The 20,572-nt window shown below is 65.0% G+C and carries 26 protein-coding genes and 1 pseudogene; 17 read left to right on the top strand and 10 right to left on the bottom strand.

Going from position 1 to position 20,572, the window contains the following annotated elements; genetic code table 11:
- The first annotated feature begins 2 nt into the window (after positions 1 to 2).
- Both hsaC and hsaB read left to right on the top strand, forming a co-directional pair.
- Complete coding sequence (gene hsaC / locus NS6_RS23990) at positions 3 to 902, top strand: iron-dependent extradiol dioxygenase HsaC (RefSeq protein WP_068045619.1); 900 nt, start codon at positions 3 to 5, stop codon at positions 900 to 902.
- A 99-nt stretch (positions 903 to 1,001) separates the two neighbouring features.
- Entirely contained in the window at positions 1,002 to 1,616 is a 615-nt protein-coding gene (gene hsaB, locus NS6_RS23995; protein ID WP_281211432.1) for a 3-hydroxy-9,10-secoandrosta-1,3,5(10)-triene-9,17-dione monooxygenase reductase subunit, read from the top strand.
- 43 nt (positions 1,617 to 1,659) lie between these two features.
- On the opposite strand, the gene NS6_RS24000 is transcribed toward hsaB, so the two are convergent.
- The gene (locus NS6_RS24000; protein WP_068045622.1) at positions 1,660 to 2,235 is read right to left on the bottom strand and encodes a TetR/AcrR family transcriptional regulator; all 576 of its coding nucleotides are present in this window, start codon (positions 2,233 to 2,235) and stop codon (positions 1,660 to 1,662) included.
- 92 nt (positions 2,236 to 2,327) lie between these two features.
- Here NS6_RS24000 and NS6_RS24005 point away from each other — a divergent pair, with 92 nt between their 5' ends.
- Genes NS6_RS24005 through NS6_RS24015 form a run of 3 tightly spaced genes read left to right on the top strand, consistent with a single transcriptional unit; the run spans position 2,328 to position 3,822 of the window.
- Positions 2,328 to 2,717, top strand: a complete 390-nt coding sequence (locus NS6_RS24005; protein ID WP_068045625.1) for a hypothetical protein — start codon at positions 2,328 to 2,330, stop codon at positions 2,715 to 2,717.
- A 1-nt stretch (position 2,718) separates the two neighbouring features.
- Positions 2,719 to 3,333, top strand: a complete 615-nt coding sequence (locus NS6_RS24010) for a pyridoxamine 5'-phosphate oxidase family protein (RefSeq protein ID WP_068045628.1) — start codon at positions 2,719 to 2,721, stop codon at positions 3,331 to 3,333.
- 27 nt (positions 3,334 to 3,360) lie between these two features.
- Positions 3,361 to 3,822 carry a nuclear transport factor 2 family protein gene (locus NS6_RS24015; RefSeq protein ID WP_068045631.1) on the top strand — a complete coding sequence of 154 codons (462 nt, stop codon included), beginning with the start codon at positions 3,361 to 3,363 and terminating at the stop codon, positions 3,820 to 3,822.
- A 286-nt stretch (positions 3,823 to 4,108) separates the two neighbouring features.
- Here NS6_RS24015 and NS6_RS24020 read toward each other — a convergent pair whose 3' ends face one another.
- The gene (locus tag NS6_RS24020) at positions 4,109 to 4,486 is read right to left on the bottom strand and encodes a MerR family transcriptional regulator (protein WP_068045634.1); all 378 of its coding nucleotides are present in this window, start codon (positions 4,484 to 4,486) and stop codon (positions 4,109 to 4,111) included.
- Positions 4,487 to 4,551: 65 nt separating this feature from the next.
- Here NS6_RS24020 and NS6_RS24025 point away from each other — a divergent pair, with 65 nt between their 5' ends.
- Entirely contained in the window at positions 4,552 to 5,655 is a 1,104-nt protein-coding gene (locus NS6_RS24025; protein ID WP_068045637.1) for an alkene reductase, read from the top strand.
- On the opposite strand, the gene NS6_RS24030 is transcribed toward NS6_RS24025, so the two are convergent.
- The 5 genes from NS6_RS24030 to NS6_RS34920 all read right to left on the bottom strand — a co-directional run bounded on the left by NS6_RS24030 (position 5,625) and on the right by NS6_RS34920 (position 9,070).
- Positions 5,625 to 6,293 (bottom strand): GyrI-like domain-containing protein, encoded by a 669-nt coding sequence (locus tag NS6_RS24030; RefSeq protein WP_068045640.1) that lies wholly within the window; start codon positions 6,291 to 6,293, stop codon positions 5,625 to 5,627. The genes NS6_RS24025 and NS6_RS24030 overlap by 31 nt on opposite strands.
- Positions 6,290 to 7,072, bottom strand: a complete 783-nt coding sequence (locus NS6_RS24035; protein WP_168443493.1) for a phytanoyl-CoA dioxygenase family protein — start codon at positions 7,070 to 7,072, stop codon at positions 6,290 to 6,292. Before NS6_RS24035 ends, NS6_RS24030 begins: the two co-directional genes overlap by 4 nt.
- Before the next feature lie 260 nt (positions 7,073 to 7,332).
- Positions 7,333 to 8,232 (bottom strand): NAD-dependent epimerase/dehydratase family protein, encoded by a 900-nt coding sequence (locus NS6_RS24040; protein ID WP_068045646.1) that lies wholly within the window; start codon positions 8,230 to 8,232, stop codon positions 7,333 to 7,335.
- Entirely contained in the window at positions 8,229 to 8,588 is a 360-nt protein-coding gene (locus NS6_RS24045) for a hypothetical protein (protein ID WP_068045649.1), read from the bottom strand. Before NS6_RS24045 ends, NS6_RS24040 begins: the two co-directional genes overlap by 4 nt.
- Entirely contained in the window at positions 8,585 to 9,070 is a 486-nt protein-coding gene (locus NS6_RS34920) for a hypothetical protein (protein WP_157112918.1), read from the bottom strand. Before NS6_RS34920 ends, NS6_RS24045 begins: the two co-directional genes overlap by 4 nt.
- A gap of 193 nt (positions 9,071 to 9,263) precedes the next feature.
- Between NS6_RS34920 and NS6_RS24055 the strand changes: the two genes are divergently transcribed.
- Entirely contained in the window at positions 9,264 to 10,181 is a 918-nt protein-coding gene (locus NS6_RS24055) for a helix-turn-helix domain-containing protein (RefSeq protein ID WP_084471356.1), read from the top strand.
- Positions 10,168 to 10,374 (top strand): DUF397 domain-containing protein, encoded by a 207-nt coding sequence (locus NS6_RS34205; RefSeq protein ID WP_084471357.1) that lies wholly within the window; start codon positions 10,168 to 10,170, stop codon positions 10,372 to 10,374. Before NS6_RS24055 ends, NS6_RS34205 begins: the two co-directional genes overlap by 14 nt.
- 750 nt (positions 10,375 to 11,124) lie before the next feature.
- On the opposite strand, the pseudogene NS6_RS36015 reads toward NS6_RS34205, so the two are convergent.
- Both NS6_RS36015 and NS6_RS24070 read right to left on the bottom strand, forming a co-directional pair.
- Positions 11,125 to 11,331: pseudogene (locus NS6_RS36015) on the bottom strand (GyrI-like domain-containing protein); the annotation flags it as partial.
- 118 nt (positions 11,332 to 11,449) lie between these two features.
- Positions 11,450 to 12,442, bottom strand: coding sequence for a GlxA family transcriptional regulator (locus NS6_RS24070; RefSeq protein ID WP_068045886.1), 993 nt, complete (start codon positions 12,440 to 12,442; stop codon positions 11,450 to 11,452).
- A 123-nt stretch (positions 12,443 to 12,565) separates the two neighbouring features.
- On the opposite strand from NS6_RS24070, the gene NS6_RS24075 reads away from it, so the two are divergent.
- The 7 genes from NS6_RS24075 to NS6_RS24100 all read left to right on the top strand — a co-directional run bounded on the left by NS6_RS24075 (position 12,566) and on the right by NS6_RS24100 (position 16,051).
- Complete coding sequence (locus tag NS6_RS24075) at positions 12,566 to 13,000, top strand: VOC family protein (RefSeq protein WP_068045662.1); 435 nt, start codon at positions 12,566 to 12,568, stop codon at positions 12,998 to 13,000.
- A gap of 56 nt (positions 13,001 to 13,056) precedes the next feature.
- Positions 13,057 to 13,845 carry a hypothetical protein gene (locus NS6_RS24080; protein ID WP_068045665.1) on the top strand — a complete coding sequence of 263 codons (789 nt, stop codon included), beginning with the start codon at positions 13,057 to 13,059 and terminating at the stop codon, positions 13,843 to 13,845.
- Positions 13,846 to 14,203: 358 nt separating this feature from the next.
- Positions 14,204 to 14,428: a WXG100 family type VII secretion target gene (locus NS6_RS24085; protein WP_168443494.1), complete on the top strand. Its 225-nt coding sequence runs from the start codon at positions 14,204 to 14,206 to the stop codon at positions 14,426 to 14,428.
- A gap of 22 nt (positions 14,429 to 14,450) precedes the next feature.
- Positions 14,451 to 14,756, top strand: coding sequence for a WXG100 family type VII secretion target (locus NS6_RS24090; protein WP_068045667.1), 306 nt, complete (start codon positions 14,451 to 14,453; stop codon positions 14,754 to 14,756).
- Positions 14,757 to 14,762: 6 nt separating this feature from the next.
- On the top strand, positions 14,763 to 15,326 hold the full coding sequence (locus tag NS6_RS24095) for a hypothetical protein (RefSeq protein WP_068045669.1): 564 nt from the start codon (positions 14,763 to 14,765) through the stop codon (positions 15,324 to 15,326).
- Between the two features lie 85 nt (positions 15,327 to 15,411).
- Positions 15,412 to 15,684, top strand: coding sequence for a CdiA C-terminal domain-containing protein (locus tag NS6_RS34210; RefSeq protein WP_084471360.1), 273 nt, complete (start codon positions 15,412 to 15,414; stop codon positions 15,682 to 15,684).
- 10 nt (positions 15,685 to 15,694) lie between these two features.
- The gene (locus NS6_RS24100; RefSeq protein ID WP_068045672.1) at positions 15,695 to 16,051 is read left to right on the top strand and encodes a hypothetical protein; all 357 of its coding nucleotides are present in this window, start codon (positions 15,695 to 15,697) and stop codon (positions 16,049 to 16,051) included.
- A gap of 116 nt (positions 16,052 to 16,167) precedes the next feature.
- On the opposite strand, the gene NS6_RS24105 is transcribed toward NS6_RS24100, so the two are convergent.
- Positions 16,168 to 17,787 carry an FAD-binding protein gene (locus NS6_RS24105; protein WP_068045674.1) on the bottom strand — a complete coding sequence of 540 codons (1,620 nt, stop codon included), beginning with the start codon at positions 17,785 to 17,787 and terminating at the stop codon, positions 16,168 to 16,170.
- Positions 17,788 to 17,891: 104 nt separating this feature from the next.
- Here NS6_RS24105 and kstD point away from each other — a divergent pair, with 104 nt between their 5' ends.
- Together kstD and chsH3 are read left to right on the top strand one after the other, a co-directional pair.
- Positions 17,892 to 19,601, top strand: coding sequence for a 3-oxosteroid 1-dehydrogenase (kstD, locus tag NS6_RS24110; RefSeq protein ID WP_068045677.1), 1,710 nt, complete (start codon positions 17,892 to 17,894; stop codon positions 19,599 to 19,601).
- A gap of 14 nt (positions 19,602 to 19,615) precedes the next feature.
- Positions 19,616 to 20,479 (top strand): enoyl-CoA hydratase ChsH3, encoded by an 864-nt coding sequence (gene chsH3, locus NS6_RS24115; RefSeq protein WP_068045679.1) that lies wholly within the window; start codon positions 19,616 to 19,618, stop codon positions 20,477 to 20,479.
- Positions 20,480 to 20,572: the final 93 nt, after the last annotated feature.

The raw sequence follows: 20,572 nt of genomic DNA on the forward strand, positions 1-20,572 counted from the left end.
CAATGAGTATCAAGGCGCTCGGCTATATGCGCATCGAAGCCACGGATATGGCGGCTTGGCGCGAGTACGGGCTGAAAGTGCTCGGCATGATGGAAGGCTCCGGCGCGAATCCCGATGCGCTCTACCTGCGCATGGACGATTTCGCCGCGCGTCTGGTGATCGTGCCCGGCGATAAGGACCGGTTGCTGGTCTCGGGCTGGGAGGTCACCGACGGTCCGGCATTGCAGCGGCTCCGGGAAACCCTCGAAAAGGAGGGCATCCCCTACACCGAGGGCACCAAGGAAGAGCTGGACGAGCGCCGCGTCGAGGGCATGATCCGGTTCCAGGACCCCTCCGACAACACCCTCGAGGCGTTCTACGGCGCGCAGTACCTCGGCCGCCGGTTCGTCAGCCCGTACGGTCACAAGTTCGTCACCGCAGAGCAAGGCCTCGGACACGTCGTCCTGACCTGCACCGACGATGCGGCCGCACAGGCGTTCTACCAGGACATCCTCGGTTTCCGGCTGCGCGACTCCATGCGGCTACCACCGCAGATGGTGGGTCGCCCGGAGGACGGGGATCCGGCGTGGCTGCGGTTCTACGGCTGTAACCCCCGCCATCACGCGCTGGCGTTCCTGCCGCTGCCCAACCCGACCGGCATCGTGCACCTCATGGTCGAGGTGGAGAACTCCGACGATGTCGGCCTCTGCCTGGATCGCGCGCAGCGCAAGAAGGTGAAGATGTCGGCCACCCTGGGCCGGCACATCAACGACAAGATGCTGTCGTTCTATATGAAGACCCCGGGCGGATTCGATGTCGAATTCGGCTGTGAAGGACTGGAAGTCGAGGACCACAGCTGGATCGCGCGGGAATCCACCGCCGTGAGCCTGTGGGGACACGACTTCTCCGTGGGATTCAAGTGATCCACGGCCGGCCCGGTGCGATACTCGCCCCGGGCCGGCCGCAATCCGGCGGTCCCGCCCGCCGGCAGTTTTTCGCGAACCAGCAAGGACGGTATGAACGTGACGGCATCAGCGGATCCGGCGGACGGCGCCTCCGAAGCGGCTGCCCAGCCCGCCATCGACCCCCGGCAGTTCCGTAATACCATCGGGCAGTTCTGCACCGGTATCACGGTGATCACCACATTCACCGACGACAACACCCCGATCGGTTTCGCCTGCCAGTCCTTCGCATCGCTGTCCCTCGACCCGCCGCTGGTTCTGTTCTGCCCGACCAAGGGCTCACGTTCCTGGGCCGCGATCGAGGCCAACGGCCGGTTCTGCGCCAACGTCCTGGCCGAGGAACAACAACCTGTCTGCGCGAAATTCGGGTCCCGCGAACCGGACAAATTCACCGGAACCGATTGGCACACATCCGAACTCGGCCTCCCCCGGCTCGACAACTCGCTGGCCACCCTCGAATGCGAAGTGGACCGCGTGGTGGACGGCGGCGACCACTACATCGTCATCGGCCGGGTCCTGGCCATGACGGAAACCGCCGCGACGGCGAACGGCCGCCCGCTGCTGTTCTACCGGGGTCAGTACACCGCCATCGAACCGGAGAAGACCACCCCGGCCCCTTGGCGCGCCGACCTGGACGATTTCCTCACCACCACCACCCTGGACACCTGGCTCTAGTTCCGGCGACCGATCCGCTGCATCGGCCTGGACCGCAGAGCGTTCACGAAATCTCGCGATATTCGGCCGCGGCCAGCAGGGTTACCGCCGCGGCGCGCGCGTGCTGCGCCGCGCGTGGACCGTCGCCCTGCACGGCGGCCGTGGCCATAGCGCCGTTGGCGAGAATCATCAGCTGATCGGCCAGCTCTGCGGGAAATGAGCATTCGGCGACGAGTTCGGCCAGGTAATCGCGCATCGCCAGTTTGTGCCGGCGGGCGATCCGGCCGATATCGTCGGAGGTACCGCCCAGTTCCCCGACAGTGTTGATGAACAGGCAGCCCCGGAACGCGGGGTCGGCGAACCATTCGAGCAGGTAGTCGAATACGGCCAGGATCCGCTCGCGCGGTGTCTCGGCCCGCGCACCCACATAGTCGGCGATGGCCGTGCGCACGTCCCGGTCGCGCTGCTCGAGCACGGCGCAGACCAGTGCGGACTTGGACGGGAAGAGCCGGTAGAGCCTTTTCAGCGGCACATTCGCGGCGTCACGGATGCTGTCCATTCCGACCGCCTGTACCCCGCGATCGTTGAACAGGCGATCGGCTGCCGCGAGCACCTGCGCCGCTTCCGTTTCCGCCGCCACAGCGACCTCCTTGCGTTGAGAACCCTCGTTCTCCTACACTACAGACGCCGGTGAGAACGATCGTTCTCATCGAGGCCCCGAAGGAGACAACAATGAGTTCCGACACCGCGACCAAGACCGCAGTTCTCGTACTGAGCGACCCGAACGGCGGCGACGAAGCCCTCGGCCGCATGTTCAACGCCCTCGCCGCCGCCTACGACTTCGACCGGGCAGGCGCCGAAGTCCGGGTGCAATTCCAGGGCGCAGGCACCCGCTGGCCCGAACTGCTGGAATCACCGGACCACCCCGCCTACGACGTCTACCAGGCAGTACGACACACAATCGCCGGTATCTCCTGTGGCTGCAGCGACCTCTTCGGCGGCGGGGAGGGCGCCCAGGCCGCCGGCCTAGAACTGATCAAGGACAACCCGCTGCCGGGAACGTCCGGTGTGGCCAGCCTCCGCCTGCTCGCCGACAACGGTTACTCGATCCTCACGTTCTGACATGGAGCATTTCTTCGCGCTCGCCTTCGGAGCGGAGGAGCAGGCGCACCAGCGCCGCAAGGGCTCGTTCGACCGCTACGAACACGCGCGTTCCGCCGCGCCCGGGCCGACGGGCCTGGGCGCGGCGGAAGCCGAGTTCCTGGCGAGTCGAGACAGTTTCTACATCGCATCCACGGGCAGCAACGGCTGGCCCTACGTACAGCACCGCGGTGGCGCACCAGGTTTCGTGAAGGTCACCGGTCCGACACAGTTGACCTGGGTCGAAAGCACGGGCAACCGTCAATACATCACCGCCGGGCACCTCGACCACGACGACCGGGTCGCGATCATCGCGATGGACTATCCGAACCGCAAGCGGCTCAAGGTACTCGGCCACGCCCGGTTCGACCCGGACCCGGCACCCGAGGTGCTCGAGCGACTCGGGACAACCGGCCGGCTCGAAGGCATTCTGACCGTCGAAGTGGTGGCCTTCGACTGGAATTGCCCCAAGTTCATCACCCCGCGATTCACCGTCGACGAAATGCGGGCCGCCACCGAACCACTACGAGAACGAATCAGCCAACTCGAGGCGGCGCTCGCCGCGCAGCAGGCCGCAACCGGCCGGCCACCGTCGTAACCGCTCCACACCACGAGAGGTTTGCCCATGACCGACAACCGTCCGCCGTATCCCCCGTTCACCGCGGAAACCGCGCTCCAGAAGGTTCTGGCCGCCGAAGCGGCGTGGAATACCCGCGACCCACAGCGAGTGGCCCTCGCCTACACCCCTGACTCGGTATGGCGCAATCGCGATCAGTTCGTCACCGGACGGGCGGACATCGTCGCGTTCCTGACCGCCAAATGGGAGCGGGAGCTGGACTATGTACTCCGCAAGAGCTTGTGGAGCTACAGCGACAACCGCATCGCGGTCCGCTTCCAGTACGAATGGCACGACACCGCGGGCCGATGGTGGCGCAGCTACGGCAACGAACTGTGGGAATTCGACGAGCACGGCCTGATGCGGCGCCGGGAGGCAAGTATCAACGACGTCGCGATAGCCGAATCCGATCGCAGGATCCACGGTCCACGAACCGAACACGAGAACGAAGTCGATATTCCGCTCGAATAGGGCGCCGGGCCGGCGGGAACCCGGTGTCAGCGTATCGGCCGCCGACACCGGGCGGGCTTTCCCCGACCAGTCGGCACAGTCCCGGGCCGCGGGCTTCGACGGCCAGCTCTACCAGCTCTGCCCGCGTCGTCGTCCGATCACTGCTGTGAACAGCCCGATGACGACCGATCGCCCCAACAAGCCAGGCTGAACGCCAGACGCCCTCCGGAGGTGCCGCCGCGAGACGAAGCCCGGACAGGTGGGCACGCGGGTCCGATCGACGTATCGGAGGCGGCTGGTAGCCAGGTCACCTCCCTGCGGGGGCATAACCCGCGCCGGCCCGCTCGATCACCTCGTCGAGCACACCCCGGGACCGGACGAGGTCGGCGATCATCCGGTTGATCCGGTCCCGCTCGACCTCCAGCTCGGTCACGAGCTCGGGCGTGGCGTATTCGCCGGCGCCGCCGTCGAACTCCCGCATGCAGGGCAGGATATGCACGATCTTCCTACTGCACAGCCCGGCCGCGAAAAGTTCCTGGATTTGGATCACCCGGTCAACCGCCGGTTCCGCGTAGTCGCGGTGACCACCGGGCGTGCGGTCGGCGGTCAGCAGCTTCTGTTCCTCGTAGTAGCGCAGTGACCGTTCACTGACTCCGGTGCGCCGCGCCAGCTCGCCGATCCGCATTCTCACCTCGCAGTTTGCCATTCGGACTTGAACCTCACATTGATGTGAAGTCTTACTGTCCAGGCATGACAACCACAGCAACCGGCCGTTTATTCACCCCGGCCCGTCTCGGCGAACTCGAACTGCCGCACCGGCTGGTGATGGCGCCGCTCACGCGCAACCGCGCGGCCGCCGACGGCACACCGACCGACCTGATGGCGACCTACTACGCACAGCGCGCCACGGCAGGACTGATCATCGCCGAGGCCGCCACCCCGAATCCCGTCGGCCAGACCTACCCGAACATTCCCGGTATCCATCGCGAGGAACATGTCGCGGGCTGGCGACGGATCACCGAGGCCGTACAACACGGGGGCGGCCGGATGTTCCTGCAACTGCAGCACGGTGGCCGGGTCGGGCATCCCGACAACAGCGGGCTGATACCCGTCGCTCCCTCGCCGATCGCGCTGCCCGAAACGATTCACACGCCGAACGGCCGTCGGGAAGCCGTGGTCCCGGAAGAGTTGACCGTCGCCGAGATTCAGCGGACTGTCGCCGATTTCGCGGCCGCCGCGCGCAATGCAGTCGCCGCCGGATTCGCCGGGGTCGAGGTGCACAGCGCGAACGGCTATCTGCTGCACCAATTCCTGGCCTCGAATACCAACCGGCGCACCGATGCCTACGGCGGCACGGTCGCGAACCGAATACGATTCACCGTGGAGGTAGTCGACGCGGTCGCGGCCGCCATCGGCGCGGACCGCGTCGGATTGCGTATCTCCCCGGCCAACCCCGTCAACGGGATCGAAGAAGGGGATACCGCGGACCTCTATCCGGCCCTCGCCACCGCACTCGCCGACCGGGGACTCGCCTACCTGCACACAGTCCGGACCGACCCGGCCGATCCGCTGCTGCGCCGGCTTCGTGACAGCTGGCCCGGGGCCCTCATCGCCAACCCCGCGAATTCGGGTGATTCCCGCGATCCGGCGGCCATCGTTTCCGAGGCCGAAGCCCTGCTCGCAGCGGGTGCCGATCTCATTGCCCTCGGCCGCGCCTTCCTGGCCAATCCGGACCTGGTCCGGCGCCTGCGCAGCGGCGCGCCGCTGAACGAAATACGTGAGTCCCGGCTGATGTATGTGGGCGGACCGGAGGGCTACATCGACTACCCGGCATTGCCGGATATCGCCGCCTGATGACGAGCACCGGTCGGGGATGTCAGCGAGACCGGCTGCCGGAGTATGGTCCGCAGCTTATCCGGTGCAGTTTTACGGAAATCGCTCAGGTAGATCTCGTGATGCCTGCCGGACATGCGCAGTCCATTGTCCGGGATGAATTCCTGGTGCATACGCGCGAGCACCTCGGCTTCGCCGTCGAACGAACCGATATGCAAGGTCTGCACACAACGCCCCTCGGATAACGACTCCAGCCGCACGTCGTCCAGCCGAGCCGGGCGGTTCTTCGCCCCGGCCTGCTCGACAGCGGCCGCAAACATCTCCCGGTCGGTCCAGTCCGGGACCATGATCAGCAGCGTCCAATTCCACCGGGTTCTGTCCCGCGCCACCGTGAAGGAATCCATATCGTCGGCCCACCACAAGCCCTCCAGGGGCATCACCACGTAGTCCCGCCCGAGGTCGCGTTTACTGGCCAACTTCAGTTTGTAGGCCACCGGGTAAAGGGCCTCGACAGCCGCGGTGAACACGGGTGAAGTGTTCGGATCCCCGTGGCCGTCGATCATGAGGTACTGCATACCGGGCACCTCCACGATCCGGAACAGGTCGCGTTTCGCCTGGTAGGCGTCGAGGGTTTTCTTGAAGTCGATTTTTCCCGTCATCCGGCACCGTCGGCGGAGCCGGCCCGGGGGTAGCGGTCGCTGTCCAACGGTTGACCTGGTTCCCGGTCGGGCACCGGGTCGTAATAGGTCATTCCCGGAATCGGGCGGTAGATCGCCGCCGCGTCCATGTATACCGTCGCCAGCGAGATCCGAGCGGAATCGGTGGTGTTGGCTCCGGCGCGATGGATGAGCCGTGAACTGTGGAAGGTGCAGTCGCCCGCCCGGATCGGCACGGTGACCTGTGGCCACCAGCGGGCTTCGGGTGCGGCTGCGAACGGGTCCTCGAACTGCGGGACCGTCCCCTCCGGCCACTGATGCGATCCGGGGACGAAGGTCATACATCCGCGCTCGACGGGCACATCGACGAGAGCCACCCAGGCCGTGAGAGTTACCGGAGCGGCATCGAGCGGGAAAGCGGGGTCATCGGTGTGCAACGGGGTCGGCGCGCTACCGGAGGTGCCTTTGCGGAGCAACTCGGATTTGTAGAGCCGCAGCGGCCGACCCGCCAAGCGTTCGGCGATCCCGGTGATTCCAGGATGTAATGCCAAGCGGCGCATCGGTTCGCTGACCCGCTCGGGTTCGACCACCCAGTCCATCACGTTCCCGTCCTCGGCATCCCAGGCAACCGTGCGTTGCCGGTCCAACTGGGCCCGAGCGTCGGCGAGGAACTCGGTCAGCTCGGCGGGGTCCAGGACATTGCGCACATGGAGGTAGCCGTCGCGGTGGTAGCGAGCGACGAGGTCGTCGGGAAGGAGTTGGGCGGGGGCGGTTTCCGTCACGAACACCAAGGTAGCGGGTCTTCCGGCCAATTCTCGTCCTCAATAAGGACAGAACCACCTGACCCGAGCGCCGCACTATCAGTTCGGCGACCCTGTTGCCCCACCCTGCTCCAACGCCGCCGCGACCGCTTCGAACTCCGCCAAAGCGGCGGTCAGGTCTTCTATGCTCTCGGGAGCACGCCGCTAGCACCTTTTGCAGTGGCCTCGGCAGCCATCCGGACGGTTGGTGAGCCGACTTCCGGTATCCAGCGCACTCGCCCTCACCCACAGGTGCGCAGTGCGGAGCGCATCCAGTCGAGGGTGTGGTGGATGCCGACGGGTAGTGCCGTGGTGGGGTACCAGCCGAGTTCGGCGCGCGTGCGGGTGAGGTCCGGCGGGCGAATAATGGTGGCAGGGTCGACGGGAGCAAATTCGACCCAGCCTGTACCCGCGAGTTCGCATGCGGTGCGGCCGAAGTCGGCGATCGATGCGGACGGACCGCCGAGGTCGATCGGACCGGAGATATCGGAATCGAGGATTGCCGACAAGCATTCGGTCGCATCGGCGATGTAAACGAACGACCGGAAACCGGGATCGGTGAGGTTGATTGTCTGGTCACGTAGCGCGGCGGCGCAAAGGTGGGCAGTGAGGCGACCGTCACCCGGCCGCAGCTGCGGGCCGTAGACCTCGAAGGGCCGCACGATTGCGATGCGGGTATCGGGGAAATTGCGGGTCGCGGTTTCCATGAGCAGGTGCGCGGCCTTCTGCACGCACGGCGCCGCCCGCTCCCGGATGCCTCCCGACTCGATCTGGTGCGGTCCGCACCCGGTGACGAGGACGAAACGAGCGTCGTGCGCGGCGGCGACATCGAGAGCGGCGAGCGTGCCGGTGACGGCGGAGCGCAGGGTGGCGGTGGTTACGCGTGCCGCGGCGAGCGGGCTGCCGGGACAGGCGAGGTGCGCGATATGAGTGACGGTGCCGAGGTCGGCGAAGGTGCCGATATCGGCGGTGTCGGCGATACGCAGGGAGAAGCGCGGGTGCGCGGTGAGGTCGGCGACGGCGGCGATACGACCGGTGCTGAGATTGTCGATCGCAGTGACCCGGTCGCCACGCGCGAGCCGGGCGCGGCACAGGTGCGAGCCGAGGAAACCCGCGGCGCCGGTGACGACGATATGGTTCATGACCTGGCTTTCTGCCGGTAGTGACGACGAGCGGAATCGGGGACCACGCAGCCGTACGCGACGAGGGTGGCGTAGGCGGCGCGCTTACGGGGACAGTCGTGATTGCGGTGGCGGCGCATGGCGCCGTGGGCGTCGTCGAGGTTCAGCGGTACCCCCGGCAGCCCGCAGGTCCAGGCGATCGGTGTGGGGAGGGCGCCGATCGGCCGGTGCGATGGGTGCCGGCGGTGCGGGCGGTGTTCGAGTCGCTGGAGTGAGCGCGGCGGATCGGCGGGCCACGCGCAGCCGAGAACCGTGGCGGCGATCCCGGACAGCACGGCGGTCAGGACGATCGAATGCAGGATGTTCCAGGTGCTCATATGACCGGGACCTCCGCTACGGCCGATGGGACGCTGGACTCCCATACCTGTTGCGGGCACACGGTTTCCAGGCGATATCCGAGGTCACAAAACAAGTGCGGTTGGTTGTCGACGTGGGCGAGATCGAACACGACGATCACCTCGGCATCGAGTTCGGTTGCACGGGCGCGGATATATGCGAGCGGGTTCGGTTCATTGGTCGGCGGGTGCATAGTGGACAGATAGCGATAGCCGGATCCGCGAGCGTGACGCTCGATCTCGCGGACATGACACGGTGCGCGATCGACAGATACCTGTAACCGCACGAAGCCTATGGCCAGCGATCCATTTTCGGTCCGAACGCACCTGACGCGCGCAAGACTCATGATCTCCTCCAGAACCTGATCGGTGGATGGAAAAGACCTCCCGACACGACAGACCGATACCCGGTTAGGTGCCAGGTGGAAGCTTCGGGCTGACCAATTGGTGACCGCGCCGGTCATTCTCGGCGCCGTGCGCTCCGGTTCGGGAGCTGCCGGGAGGCTGACCTCAGAACACCATGTAACCGACTTCGGGCCAAGTAAAATCGGGTACCCGATTCTAACTTACCGAAAAGCCCACGAAGCCAACCGGATATGAGATACAACTGACCCGATTGTGTGGTCAATCCGACCCGATTCCGCAACAAGGGGGTTGATGATGACAGAACTGGACGGCGACGCAGAGGCGGCGCCGACCTCGACGCTGCCCAGACGTCAGCTCGGTCGTTTCCTACGCGAACGCCGCGACGCGAACGGCTTCACGCTCGCTGCTGCGGCCAAACTCGCCGACTTATCTTCTTCGGCGTTACAGCGCGTCGAAGCCGGACAGACTCAGAAGGTCCGAAAGCAGGACGTCCGCGCACTCTGCGAGCTGTACGACGTCGACGATGTCGATACCCGCGCAGCGATGGACCTTGCGGTATTGGCCAGATCGCAGAGCTGGTACCACGCTTACGGCGGCTTGTACTCTGACGCGTACAACATGCATGTCGGGCTCGAGGCAGCGGCGCAGCAGCAGACGACGTATCACGAGCACGTTCCTGGCCTGTTGCAGACCCCGGAGTACGCCCGCTCCATCATCGGCGCCTATCCCGGTTTCACGAGTAGTGACGATATCGACCGCCGCGTGGAACACCGCCTCAAACGCCAGTCCATTATTACCCGCAGGACAAACCCGATGATGTTCGAGGTTCTACTACACGAGTCGGCACTCCATCGGGTAATCGGCAGCTCGATGGTCATGGCGAGGCAGCTACGTCACCTGGCGGAAATCTCCAAGCGCGACAACATAATTCTGCAGGTACATCCATACGAGGAAGGAATGACATGGGGAATGCCACACGGCATGTTCACAATCCTGTCTTTCGCCACGGATGGCCGTGGGGAATCTGTTGAGCCACCGATCGTCTTCTTGGAAGGCGGCCCGTCGCAGGATGTTTACCTCGAAAAGCCCGAAGAAGTCCGCCTCTATAGTGAACTTGCCTCTGCAATCAGAAGCACATCGTTGGATGAAAGCCAGTCCCGGGAGCTGATTCGCCGGGCTACGAGGGAGTTCGAGCGTGACCAAGCCTGATCTATCGGGAGCATCCTGGTTCAAGAGCAGCCGCAGCGGCAGTCAAAGTGCATGTGTCGAGGTGGCATGGCTGAAAGACGGCCAAGTCGGCGTCCGTGACTCGAAGAACCCAACGGGTGCCGCCCTGGCTTTCACCCCCGAAGCGTGGGCAAGCTTCACCACCGACATCCGATCGTGTGATCCCACTTCCTAAGTCGAATTTTCCGGCTTCAGCAGGAGGCGTGCACCGATGCACAGCTGGATGCGCACGTATTACGTGCGCATCCAGCATTCGTACTCGGGCCCCGATAGCGGTCGATGAACTTCATCAACGTCAACCCCCCGCGACGTATTACGAAGCCGCCAAAATCGGCAACCAGTCCGCGGCCGCGTTTTTCGCCACCTACGCCGGGAAGCTCAAGGGCCTGGAATCCACCAGCAAGATGGCGGGCAGCGCCGACCCCGGCAAGGACTGGGCCATCTCGTACGACGAGCAGGTCTGCGGCACCAACAACCTTGTCACCGCATTCACAGTCGACGCCGTCCGAGCCGGCAAGTTCGTGCGGGATCACCACCAGCGGAATCCCGCCGGACGGTGCCGGCCGGAGATAGGCGATATCGACCTCGGTGGAACCTGCGGGCCGGCGTACTCGGCCGCCCGATCCGCGGGCAATCTCACGCTCCGCCAACCGGCGCATCGATCCGTCGGGTCCGTTCCGTCGTATAGCCACGCCGCGCCACTGTACGAGCCGATTCGCGCGGGACCAGGTTCCTCGATGCGGACATGAGCGGTCTGCAACCGGTTCCGCCGCGAAGCAGGGGCGAGGCCGGTATCGACGCGATCGAACCGAAATGACGAATGCCGTTGCGCACAAACGGATATACGAGGCAGCGACTACCGGAGCGGCGGAGCCGGCCGGTTGCCGGAGGATCGTCCGCTGTTCCTCCGGCGCCACCCGGCGGAAATCAGCGTCCGGTTCCACCGGGATGTGTCCCGCGCCGTCGTGAAGGAATCCATATGGCCAGCCCACCACAGCCCCTCCAGTGGCACCACGACGTAGTCCCGCCCGAGGTCGCGTTTACTGGCGAACGTCCGCTTGTAAGCAGCCACCGGGTACAGGGGCTCGATCGCCGCGGTGAGCATGGGTGAGATGTTCGGATCCTCGTGCCCGGCGGCCGATGTGTTCGCCAGGGGAAGATATCGACTTCGCGCCGGGTTCGAGAGCAGCGCTGGAGGCGCGAGAGCGGCCAGATCCGTTCCTGATCAGCGAGACAAGCGCGCGGCGGCGTCACCATACGTTGGGTATCGCGCGCAATTCGGCAACGCTCATACCACGTCGGCGGCGTACCAAGTTTCGCAGCGTGCCAGCGTTCAAGTACCCGACTCGCGATGCGATCGACTCCAATGAAAGCGATGTCGTTCGCAGCAGATGTGCCGCGTGCGCGATCCGGATATCGTGAACGAAATCCTTCGGCGACATTCCCAGCTCCGCCTGGGTGATCCGTTGCAGACTCCGTTCGGTTATGCCGAGCTCGTGTGCGGCAGTCGAAATGCGGAACTGCTCGCCGATGTTCCGGCGGACCCAGTGTTCGAAACCAGCGAGCAGCGAGTTGCCCTGTGCCATTACTTCGGGAACGATATGGTCGGCCTGAGCGCGGGCACTGCCCGTCACCAGAAACCGCGCGGTCTTTTCGGCCAAGGCAGGACTGGCCGTGTGGATCAGGGACAATGCCAGATCGACATGGGCGAGATATGCGCCGGCGGTGACAACCGATTCGGTGCGGCACACGGTCAAGCTCTCGTCCAGGTCGACTGCTGTATACCGTTTGCGGAAGGCGGGACCGAGCCACCAGCTGGTCGTCGCCGGCAATCCGTCGAGCACACCGGCTTCGGCCAGGAAGAATGTACCGGCGCAAGCGCCCGCGATATGTACCCCCGCGGAGTGTGCGCGGCCGATCCAGTCCAGTATCGGCCGGCTTCCGACGCCCGATACATGAGCGATGAGTTCCTGCGGATCGCCGATCTGCACGGCGGGCACGATCAGCACACCGGGCACGGCCGCCGCATCGGAGTGGAACTGCAGATCGCCCAGAGCCACAGTGGGCACGGTGTAGCCGTTGCCGGACTGGATACTGCTACCGGTCGACACTGTGTGTACCCGCCACGGTGATGGGGGCGCCACGAGCCTGTGTCGGAGCCTATCGGCGAGGGCAAACGTCTCCAGCACCGCCGTGAGGCCGAGGTCGGCGACGCCGTCCATAGCGACAATTGCCACATCCATGTCGGAAACAGTACTGAACATGTCGTATCCGACACTTCAAATCGGTGGGAAACGGTCCTACTGTCGTCATATCCCGGTCACCGGGCACCACCCGGACGACCTCGCGCTACCCCGGAGCCCAAGATGCCGCCGCTTGTTTCGACCACTGGTACCCATCACATTCGGTTGACCGTCACCGACATAGAGCGTTCTCGTCGCTTCTACGGAGAGGTGCTGGGATTTGCGGTGGCCGCGGAATCCGCCGGTAGCCCCGAAGACCCGGCAGTTCGTACCGACCCCTTCGCCCTCTACGGCGGGGTCGTGTTCCAGGCGAACGGCATGCTGTTGGGCCTGCGCCCGGTGGCCGCGCCGACCGACAGATTCGACCCCGACCGGGTCGGGCTCGATCACCTCAGTTTCACGGTCGACAGCCGCAAGGACCTCGTCGCGGCGGCGGCCCGGCTGGCCGCGGCCGGAGTAACACCCGGGAAGATCACTGAAATGGACCAGTTCGGGATAGCGATTCTCGCATTCGCCGACCCCGACGGCATCCAACTCGAACTCACCGCGCCCATCTGATTCCGCGACCGGCACGCCGGTGTCCGAAACCGACAATCAACCGAACGGCTCTCGCTATGAACAGCCACATTCCCCAGCGACCCGATACGCTGCCGCCGTATCCACAGTTGTGGGCCCGGTGGACGGTGACTGCGGCCGCCTTCGCCGCGGCGCGAGACCTGCGCGGCCCCCGTATCCTGCCGTTGCTGGCGTGGTTCCAGAACGGTCACCACAGCGGGGCGGTGCTGCACTCACTCCCTGGCGGACGGGCAGTGTTGTGGGGAGAAACCGTGACGGGCCCGGCCGGGAAGGGCACGGTCCGGCCCTTCGGCTTCCGATGGGAGGCCGGCCGCTGGTATGTGGCCGATCAGTCCCTGGCGGCCGATCAGTGCGCGGCGGCGATCCCCAGTGTGTGGGCCACAGACGAGGCGGTCGACACTGTCGTAGCAATCGTCGGTGAGCAACGGCGGGCGGCGGCGGTCACGATGGTGTGCGCCGCCGAGTTCGGCGCCGTGACCCCCTCGCTCATCGCCGAGGTGTTCGGTGATGACGACGGGTTCCACACCGCAGCGGCCACCAGCCAACTCGCGATGGCAGGTGTCCTCGCACCAGCATCGGCCCGGGTACCAGCCGAGTTACGGAGCGAACCAGCGGCACCGGAACCTCATCTCGTGGACTCCGTTCCGGAGCCCGCGTACGGCCCGTTCGGCACCCCCTCTCTGGACGGACTGATGAAACACGGCCTGCCCGGTATGGGATCGGACCGCGGTGCCCATCCGGTCCGGCTGAGCGACCGGTCTGCGTGCCTATTCGACCCTGGACGGCGAGCATCCGCCCTCGTCAGTCCATGGAAGGAGGAGCGGTAACCGGCGAAGCCGTCGAGGTGTTGGCATCCGCCGCGCTGCGACCGCGCGCCAGCCGGAGAAAATGCCGCCATAGGTGTACTTCGAGGCCGCCGGGAAACCAGGCCTCTGCATGGAGAATCCAGCCGACCGTCTCTCATGACCACCGCGAAGATCAAAAAATGTGATCTACAGCAGACCGTCCTTACGTCGCATCCGCTCGGTTGACAGAGCACCATGCGCCAGGGCTGTTGGTACAGCGATTGTTCGATGAGTCCGGGGGGACGTTTTGTCAGAGGAGACAGCGGATCCGGGCTTGCAGGTTGTTCCTGGCCACGTCTTGGATGCGGGTAAGTTCATGCAGCTCACCGCCGACTAACTGGTGAACGCCCTACACACTCTCGACACCGAGATCGATGCCGTACTCGGGGTATGGAAAGGACACTCGGCCAACGCCTACCGCGTTGGCTGGGACGAAACCAAACAAGGCGCGGTCGAGGTACTGGAAGCGTTGTCGACCATCGCCGAACTCTTGGGCATCACCACCGCGTGGTTCGTCGAACAAGACGACACCAATTCCCAGAGCTACCCATCGCTGAACCTTTAGCCATATCCCCGGGGCATCCATCGTGCCCGACGATTCACAAGCCTTTCAAGTCGACCTCGACCAACTCGACAACCTCACTGCCCGCGCAGGCAATTTCGTCGGCTTCCTCAACGACAGCCTCACCAGCCTCCAGCAACGCATGGACGGCCTGCAACACACCTGGACCGGTGACGCCGCCCGAACCCAAGCCGACGCGTACCGCCAATGGGCGACCGGCGCCACCGATGTCAGCGAAGGCATCGACGCCATGCGCCAAGCCGCCCTCGACGCCCACACCCGCTACACCACCGCCATCGACACCGTGCAACGCATCCTCGGCCGCCGATAACGGCCGATGAACTACATCAACGTCGACCCGGCCACCTACTACGCGGCCGCCGCCGGCATCAACCACGCCGCCGGCGAATTCTTCACCACCTACACATTCCACTTGAAAGCTCTCGAAAGAACCGCGGCCATGGCCGGCAGTATCGGCCCAGGAAAGCACTGGGGCGACCACTACAACAAGCACGTCCAGGACACCGACCAGCTCGTCACCGCCCTGATCACCGTTGCCGACCGGTACATCACCGCACTCAACCAGATCGGCCACCTCTACGCCTTGGCCGACCACGATCCGGTCTCCGGCACACCACCGCCTGCGAAACCAGCCGATCCGCCCCTGATATTCGCTCCTCGGTCTCCACCACCGCCCTCCGTCGGCGGCGGCCCTGCGTCCGGCCTGGTCGACGACGGACTCGACCTCGCCCGCAAGATCGTTATACCCACCCCCAACGGCGACACCCACAAACTGCACGCCGCTTACACCGTCTGGAACGCTCTCGCCGGGGCATCCGAAACCACCGAGTTGCCCACCGAACTGGGCCGTAGAAGCCGCCTCGACGCCGAGACGTGGTGAAATAGACGAATCGGAAAAGCCATTCGATCCAGCAGAGAGAGAAATCGCGGAAATTCATTGCAAATGACGGAAAGATGTCAAGGGTGTGGCGGAAGGCACAACTAGAACTCCCGATGCGCTCGTCAACGGCACCCCAACAGAATTCAAGACCCTCAACGAAGGCGCTTCGAACAACACGGTAAAGAATGCATTGGACTCGGCCAGCGGTCAGGCACCGAATGCAATTATCAACGCAAAGCACAGCGGAATATCGCAAGATGAAGCGCAGCGTGGTTTGAATAGGTTCCTCGGTGCAAGTCCGGATACGATGACCACCGTACGCATAATTGGCGACGGCTGGGAAATCAATTGGCCCTAGGAGATATGTCGTGAGTTCGCATCACCAGATATTCATCGACACAGACGCAGAGGAATCGGCTCTGATCGAATCCATCCAGACGATCACTGGATCCCGTCCGCGTACGCAACAAGTGCTTGACGGTGCCACTTTGAGGGCTTTCATATTCGACAACACCGTGGTGGAGCTGGAAATGTCGCACGAATACGAGGATGACCTCGGGATTCCTTTCTCGAAGTATCCGATTGTTATTACCGTGCGCGACCTGAATTCGAATAGAACCCGCGAGGAATCAACCGCGCGCTGGCTTCTGGATAAGGTGTGCAGCATTACCGGATCCCACGGAATCTTGGTAGAAGACCTCCAGAGAATGCTCGAACGCCGTTGATTCGGTCCACCTTCGGTGGCAGGTTCACGACCACTGAGCATGGCGCATATGAGGCACGGTTGGCGTGCCGGGTGCCGCCGCGCCGGGAACTGTGCCGACTCTGCCGACGCCTGACGCTACTTTCGCCTGCCGGTGTCGGCGGCGGCAGACTGTTCGCCTGCCGCGCTGCGACCCGCGCGCCGGCCGGAGAAAATGCAGTCGGACAAAGACAGCCCGCTGACGTAGGAGTTCACGCAGATTCCGGCGGCTGTCCGACCGGCCGCATACAGGCCCGGAATATCGCCGCCGTCGGCGCCCTTCACCGCACCGGTGTCCTCGTCGACAACCAGCCCGCCAACCGTGAACATCGGGCAGGGGTTGGTCAGGCTTCGTTTGATCGAGACATCCACCAGCCAGTACGGGCCGCCACCGACGGGGCGGACATACTCGGCGGGTTTATCTACCGGGTCGGGGGCGCCGGTGGCGTATGCGGAGTTGTGTGCGGCGACCGTTTCCCGCAGACCTGACGCGTCGATACCTGCCGCGGCGGCGACGGCGTCCAGAGTCTTGCCTCGCTTCGCCTTTCGCCGCATGACCTCGAACTGCATCCGCTGGAACCAGGCGGCCTGCGGGCCTATCTGGGAGATCGCCTTCCGCATCAGTTCGTCGTCGGCGAGCAGGAAGCCGATACCGTCGTGCCGGTTGATCAGGGCGTCACCGACCGCGGCGCCGTAGCGGGTTTCATCTATCACCCGCTGCCCTTTCCCGTCGACGAGCAGCGCACCGGCGAACGAGCTCGGCGGCAGCAGGAACCGCCAGGCCGAGACATTGCCCATCCGGGAGGTGGCGGCGCCGGCATTGCGGCCCATTTCGATACCGCTGCCGTCGTCGCCGGAGCTGCCAAGTGCCAGGCCGTTCCTGTAGGCGGGGGCGTAGGCACGCATCATTTCCCGGTTGGCGATGAAGCCACCCGCAGTGAGGACAACGCCGCGCCGGGCGAGCACTCGGAGGGTGGTGCCGTACCGGCGGTCGAGGCGGGCGAGCTGTTTTTCCAGTGCGCGGCGCAGGGGTGGGTAATAGATTCCGGGCTTGGCGGCGACGGCGGCCATCCGGATGTAGCGCGCGCGAACCCGGGAGGGGGCATCGCGCAGGGTGCGGCACTGCACCCCGACCACGGCGCCGGTGTCGTCGGTGAGCAGCGTGGTCGCCGTGGTGAGCGATTCGACCCGGACACCCTTGTTTGCCGCGGACCGGGCGAGCGGCGCGAACAGCTTCTTCCCCGAAGTGCCCCACCCCTTGACCCGGTGGCCGCGTTGGGCGGGGGTGATGTCGTTGAAGGCGCCGGAGATCTCGCTACCGGAGTAGTAGAGGTAGTAGTCGTTGTTCGGGTACGAGGTCTTGTACGGGCACAGCGACGCCTCGAACGGCACCCCGTGACCGGTCAGCCAGTCGATCATGGCCGGGCTGCCGTCGACGAACCGGCGCAGTGTCGCGGGCGCGACCGCATCGCCGACCTCACGTTCCAGATAGGCGAGCATCTGCTCGGGTGTGTCCTCGACTCCGCCCGCGCGCTGCACCCAGGTCCCTCCGCCGGCGTAGATGATCCCGCCGGACAGTGCGGTTGCTCCCCCGCCGGTGAATCGGTCCAGGACGAGTACCTGGGCACCGTCCTCGGTGGCCTGCAGCGCCGTCGCTGCTCCGGCCGCTCCGTATCCGACGACCACCACGTCCGCGGTCAGGTCCCATTCCTGCGTCATCTAGCCAACTCCACCGAAAATTGAAACGAGTTTCGCTGCCGTTTCCGCGGCAGAATAAGTCTTCTGCCACACAACATAGACCAACAGCGGCATCATTCTATAACGTGTTCTACATGAACGATCGGGAATACGATGTGGTGGTGGTCGGCAGCGGCGCCGCCGGAATGACCGCCGCCCTCACCGCCGCGCACAACGGGCTGAGTGTGGTGCTCCTGGAGAAGGCGCCGTACTACGGTGGGTCCACCGCACGCTCGGGGGGCGGGGTGTGGATCCCCGGCAACAAGGCCCTGCGCGATACGGGCGGTCCCGACGACCGCGAAGAAGCGCGCAGGTACCTGCACAGCATCATCGGCGACGTCGTGCCCGCAGAACGGATCGACACCTACATCGACCGCGGCGCGGAAGCCCTCGACTTCGTGCTGGCCAACAGCCCGCTGGAAATGGAATGGGTCAAGGGGTACTCCGACTACTACCCCGAAGCTCCCGGTGGCCGGGCCGGTGGCCGATCCTGTGAACCCAAACCGTTCAACGCCATGATCCTCGGTGACGAACGCTTCAATATCCACCCGCCTTACTCCAAAGCACCGCTGAACGTCGCCGTCACCCAGGCCGATTTCGTCCGGCTGAACCTGATCCGCCGCCATCCCAAGGGCATGATCCGGGCGCTGCGGGTCGGTGTGCGTACCTACTGGGCCAAGTTCACCCGCAAGCATCTGATGGTGATGGGTCAGGCGATCATCGCCGGTATGCGCAAGGGCCTGATGGATGCGAACGTGCCCCTGCTGCTCGACACCCCGATGAACAAACTGGTGATCGAAGACGGCAAGGTCACCGGTGTCGAGGCGACCCACAACGGTGAAACCGTCCGCTTCACCGCCCGCCACGGTGTGGTGCTGGGTAGCGGCGGGTTCGAGCACAACGCCGAGATGCGCGCGAAGTACCAGCGGGAACCGATTACCACTGAGTGGACGACCGGCGCCGCCACCAACACCGGAGATGGCATCCTCGCCGGTATGGACGCGGGTGCCGCGATCGGCTTCATGGAGGACGCCTGGTGGGGTCCGACCATCTTCAAGGGTGGTAAGCCGTGGTTCGCGCTGTCCGAACGCAACCTGCCGGGTTCGATCATGATCAACCCGAAGGGTGAGCGATTCGGCAACGAATCCGCGCCCTACGTGGAGGCCGTGCACACCATGTACGGCGGTGAATACGGGCAGGGCGAGGGTCCGGGCGAGAACATCCCGACCTGGCTGGTTTTCGATCAGCGCTACCGCAACCGGTACATGTTCGCCAGCCTTCAGCCGGGCCTGAAGTTCCCGTCGCGCTGGATGGAGAACGATCTGATCGTCAAGGCCGCCACCCTGCAGGAACTGGCCGAGAAGATCGGGGTTCCCGCCGATAAGCTCGCCGCCACCGTCGAACGGTTCAACAAGTTCGCCGATTCCGGCAAGGACGAGGACTACAACCGCGGCGACAGCCAGTACGACCGCTACTACGGCGACCCCACCGTCAAACCCAACCCGTGCCTCGCCGCCCTGGTCCAGGGGCCGTTCTACGCAGCAAAGATGGTGCCCGGCGATCTCGGTACCAAGGGGGGCCTGGTCGCCGATACCGCGGCCCGCGTACTCCGCGAGGACGGCAGCGCGATCGACGGCCTCTACGCCTCCGGCAATGTGTCGACCCCGGTGATGGGCCACACCTACGCCGGCCCCGGCGCCACCATCGGCCCGGCCATCGCTTTCGGCTACCTCGCCGTCCACGACATCATCGACCGCAAGAAGGCCGGGTCCACCGCGTCACCGGCCGAGGCCTGAGCCGAGGAGAAGTTATGCCCATCGATCCACAGGTAGCGCTCGGCGCGGAACTGCCGAGCAAAGAATTCTCCTGGACCGCCTCCGATATCGCGCTGTACCACCTGGGTATCGGCGCGGGACACCTCTGGACCGATCCTGCCGAACTGCGCTACCTCGACGACCGGGAACCGCAGGTCCTGCCCACCTTCGCCACCGTCGCGCACACCCTGCGCGATACCGACCCACCGAAGGTGAAATTCCCCGGCGTCGATATCGATCTCGCCAAGGTGGTGCACGGCGCGCAGGAAATCCAAGTGCATCGGCCGCTGCCCGCTTCGGGTAAAGCGACCCGCACCGGCAGGATCAGCGAGATCTGGGACAAGGGATCCAACGCGGTGATCGTGCAGGAATTCACCATCACCGGCTCCGACGGCGAAGCCCTGTGGACCGAACGGTCCTCCATCTTCGCCCGCGGCGAAGGCGGTTTCGGCGGCGAACGAGGCCCCAGCAACAAGGCGGAGCTCCCCGACCGGGCCCCCGATTTCGACGTCACCACCGCGACCCTGCCCCAGCAGGCGCTGCTCTACCGCCTCTGCGGCGACCGCAACCCGCTGCACTCGGATCCGGAATTCGCCAAGGGCGCCGGTTTCCCGGCACCGATCCTGCACGGGCTCTGCACGTACGGGATCATCTGCAAAACCGCCACCGATACGGTGCTGGAGTCCGCGGCGACACGGGTCACCGGGTTCAAGGCGCGATTCGCCGGGGTCCTGTTCCCCGGTGAGACGCTGCGGTCACGCATCTGGCAGGAACCGGGCAAGTTGACCATCAGTGCCACCGCCGTAGACCGCGAGGACGCGCCGGTGCTGGGCGATGTGGTCCTCACCTACGCCGAGTAACCGCCCGTTCTCGATCGTATGGCCGGCGACCTCACCGGAGGTCGCCGGCCATACGTCTTCCGGTCGGCCGTTCGCGCCCCTGAAGCACCGGAT

Source organism: Nocardia speluncae NBRC 108251 (assembly GCF_001613245.1).
In the GTDB taxonomy this organism is placed as follows: domain Bacteria; phylum Actinomycetota; class Actinomycetes; order Mycobacteriales; family Mycobacteriaceae; genus Nocardia; species Nocardia speluncae.

Coding starts and splice junctions, on each gene's coding strand:
- hsaC (WP_068045619.1), top strand. CDS start 3: ATGAGTATCAAGGCGCTCGGCTATATGCGCATCGAAGCCACGGATATG.
- NS6_RS24005 (WP_068045625.1), top strand. CDS start 2,328: ATGAGTTCCGACACCGCGACCAAGACCGCAGTTCTCGTACTGAGCGAC.
- NS6_RS24010 (WP_068045628.1), top strand. CDS start 2,719: ATGGAGCATTTCTTCGCGCTCGCCTTCGGAGCGGAGGAGCAGGCGCAC.
- NS6_RS24015 (WP_068045631.1), top strand. CDS start 3,361: ATGACCGACAACCGTCCGCCGTATCCCCCGTTCACCGCGGAAACCGCG.
- NS6_RS24020 (WP_068045634.1), bottom strand. CDS start 4,486: ATGCGGATCGGCGAGCTGGCGCGGCGCACCGGAGTCAGTGAACGGTCA.
- NS6_RS24025 (WP_068045637.1), top strand. CDS start 4,552: ATGACAACCACAGCAACCGGCCGTTTATTCACCCCGGCCCGTCTCGGC.
- NS6_RS24030 (WP_068045640.1), bottom strand. CDS start 6,293: ATGACGGGAAAAATCGACTTCAAGAAAACCCTCGACGCCTACCAGGCG.
- NS6_RS24040 (WP_068045646.1), bottom strand. CDS start 8,232: ATGAACCATATCGTCGTCACCGGCGCCGCGGGTTTCCTCGGCTCGCAC.
- NS6_RS24045 (WP_068045649.1), bottom strand. CDS start 8,588: ATGAGCACCTGGAACATCCTGCATTCGATCGTCCTGACCGCCGTGCTG.
- NS6_RS34920 (WP_157112918.1), bottom strand. CDS start 9,070: ATGACCGGCGCGGTCACCAATTGGTCAGCCCGAAGCTTCCACCTGGCA.
- NS6_RS24055 (WP_084471356.1), top strand. CDS start 9,264: ATGATGACAGAACTGGACGGCGACGCAGAGGCGGCGCCGACCTCGACG.
- NS6_RS24070 (WP_068045886.1), bottom strand. CDS start 12,442: ATGGATGTGGCAATTGTCGCTATGGACGGCGTCGCCGACCTCGGCCTC.
- NS6_RS24075 (WP_068045662.1), top strand. CDS start 12,566: ATGCCGCCGCTTGTTTCGACCACTGGTACCCATCACATTCGGTTGACC.
- NS6_RS24080 (WP_068045665.1), top strand. CDS start 13,057: ATGAACAGCCACATTCCCCAGCGACCCGATACGCTGCCGCCGTATCCA.
- NS6_RS24095 (WP_068045669.1), top strand. CDS start 14,763: ATGAACTACATCAACGTCGACCCGGCCACCTACTACGCGGCCGCCGCC.
- NS6_RS24105 (WP_068045674.1), bottom strand. CDS start 17,787: ATGACGCAGGAATGGGACCTGACCGCGGACGTGGTGGTCGTCGGATAC.
- chsH3 (WP_068045679.1), top strand. CDS start 19,616: ATGCCCATCGATCCACAGGTAGCGCTCGGCGCGGAACTGCCGAGCAAA.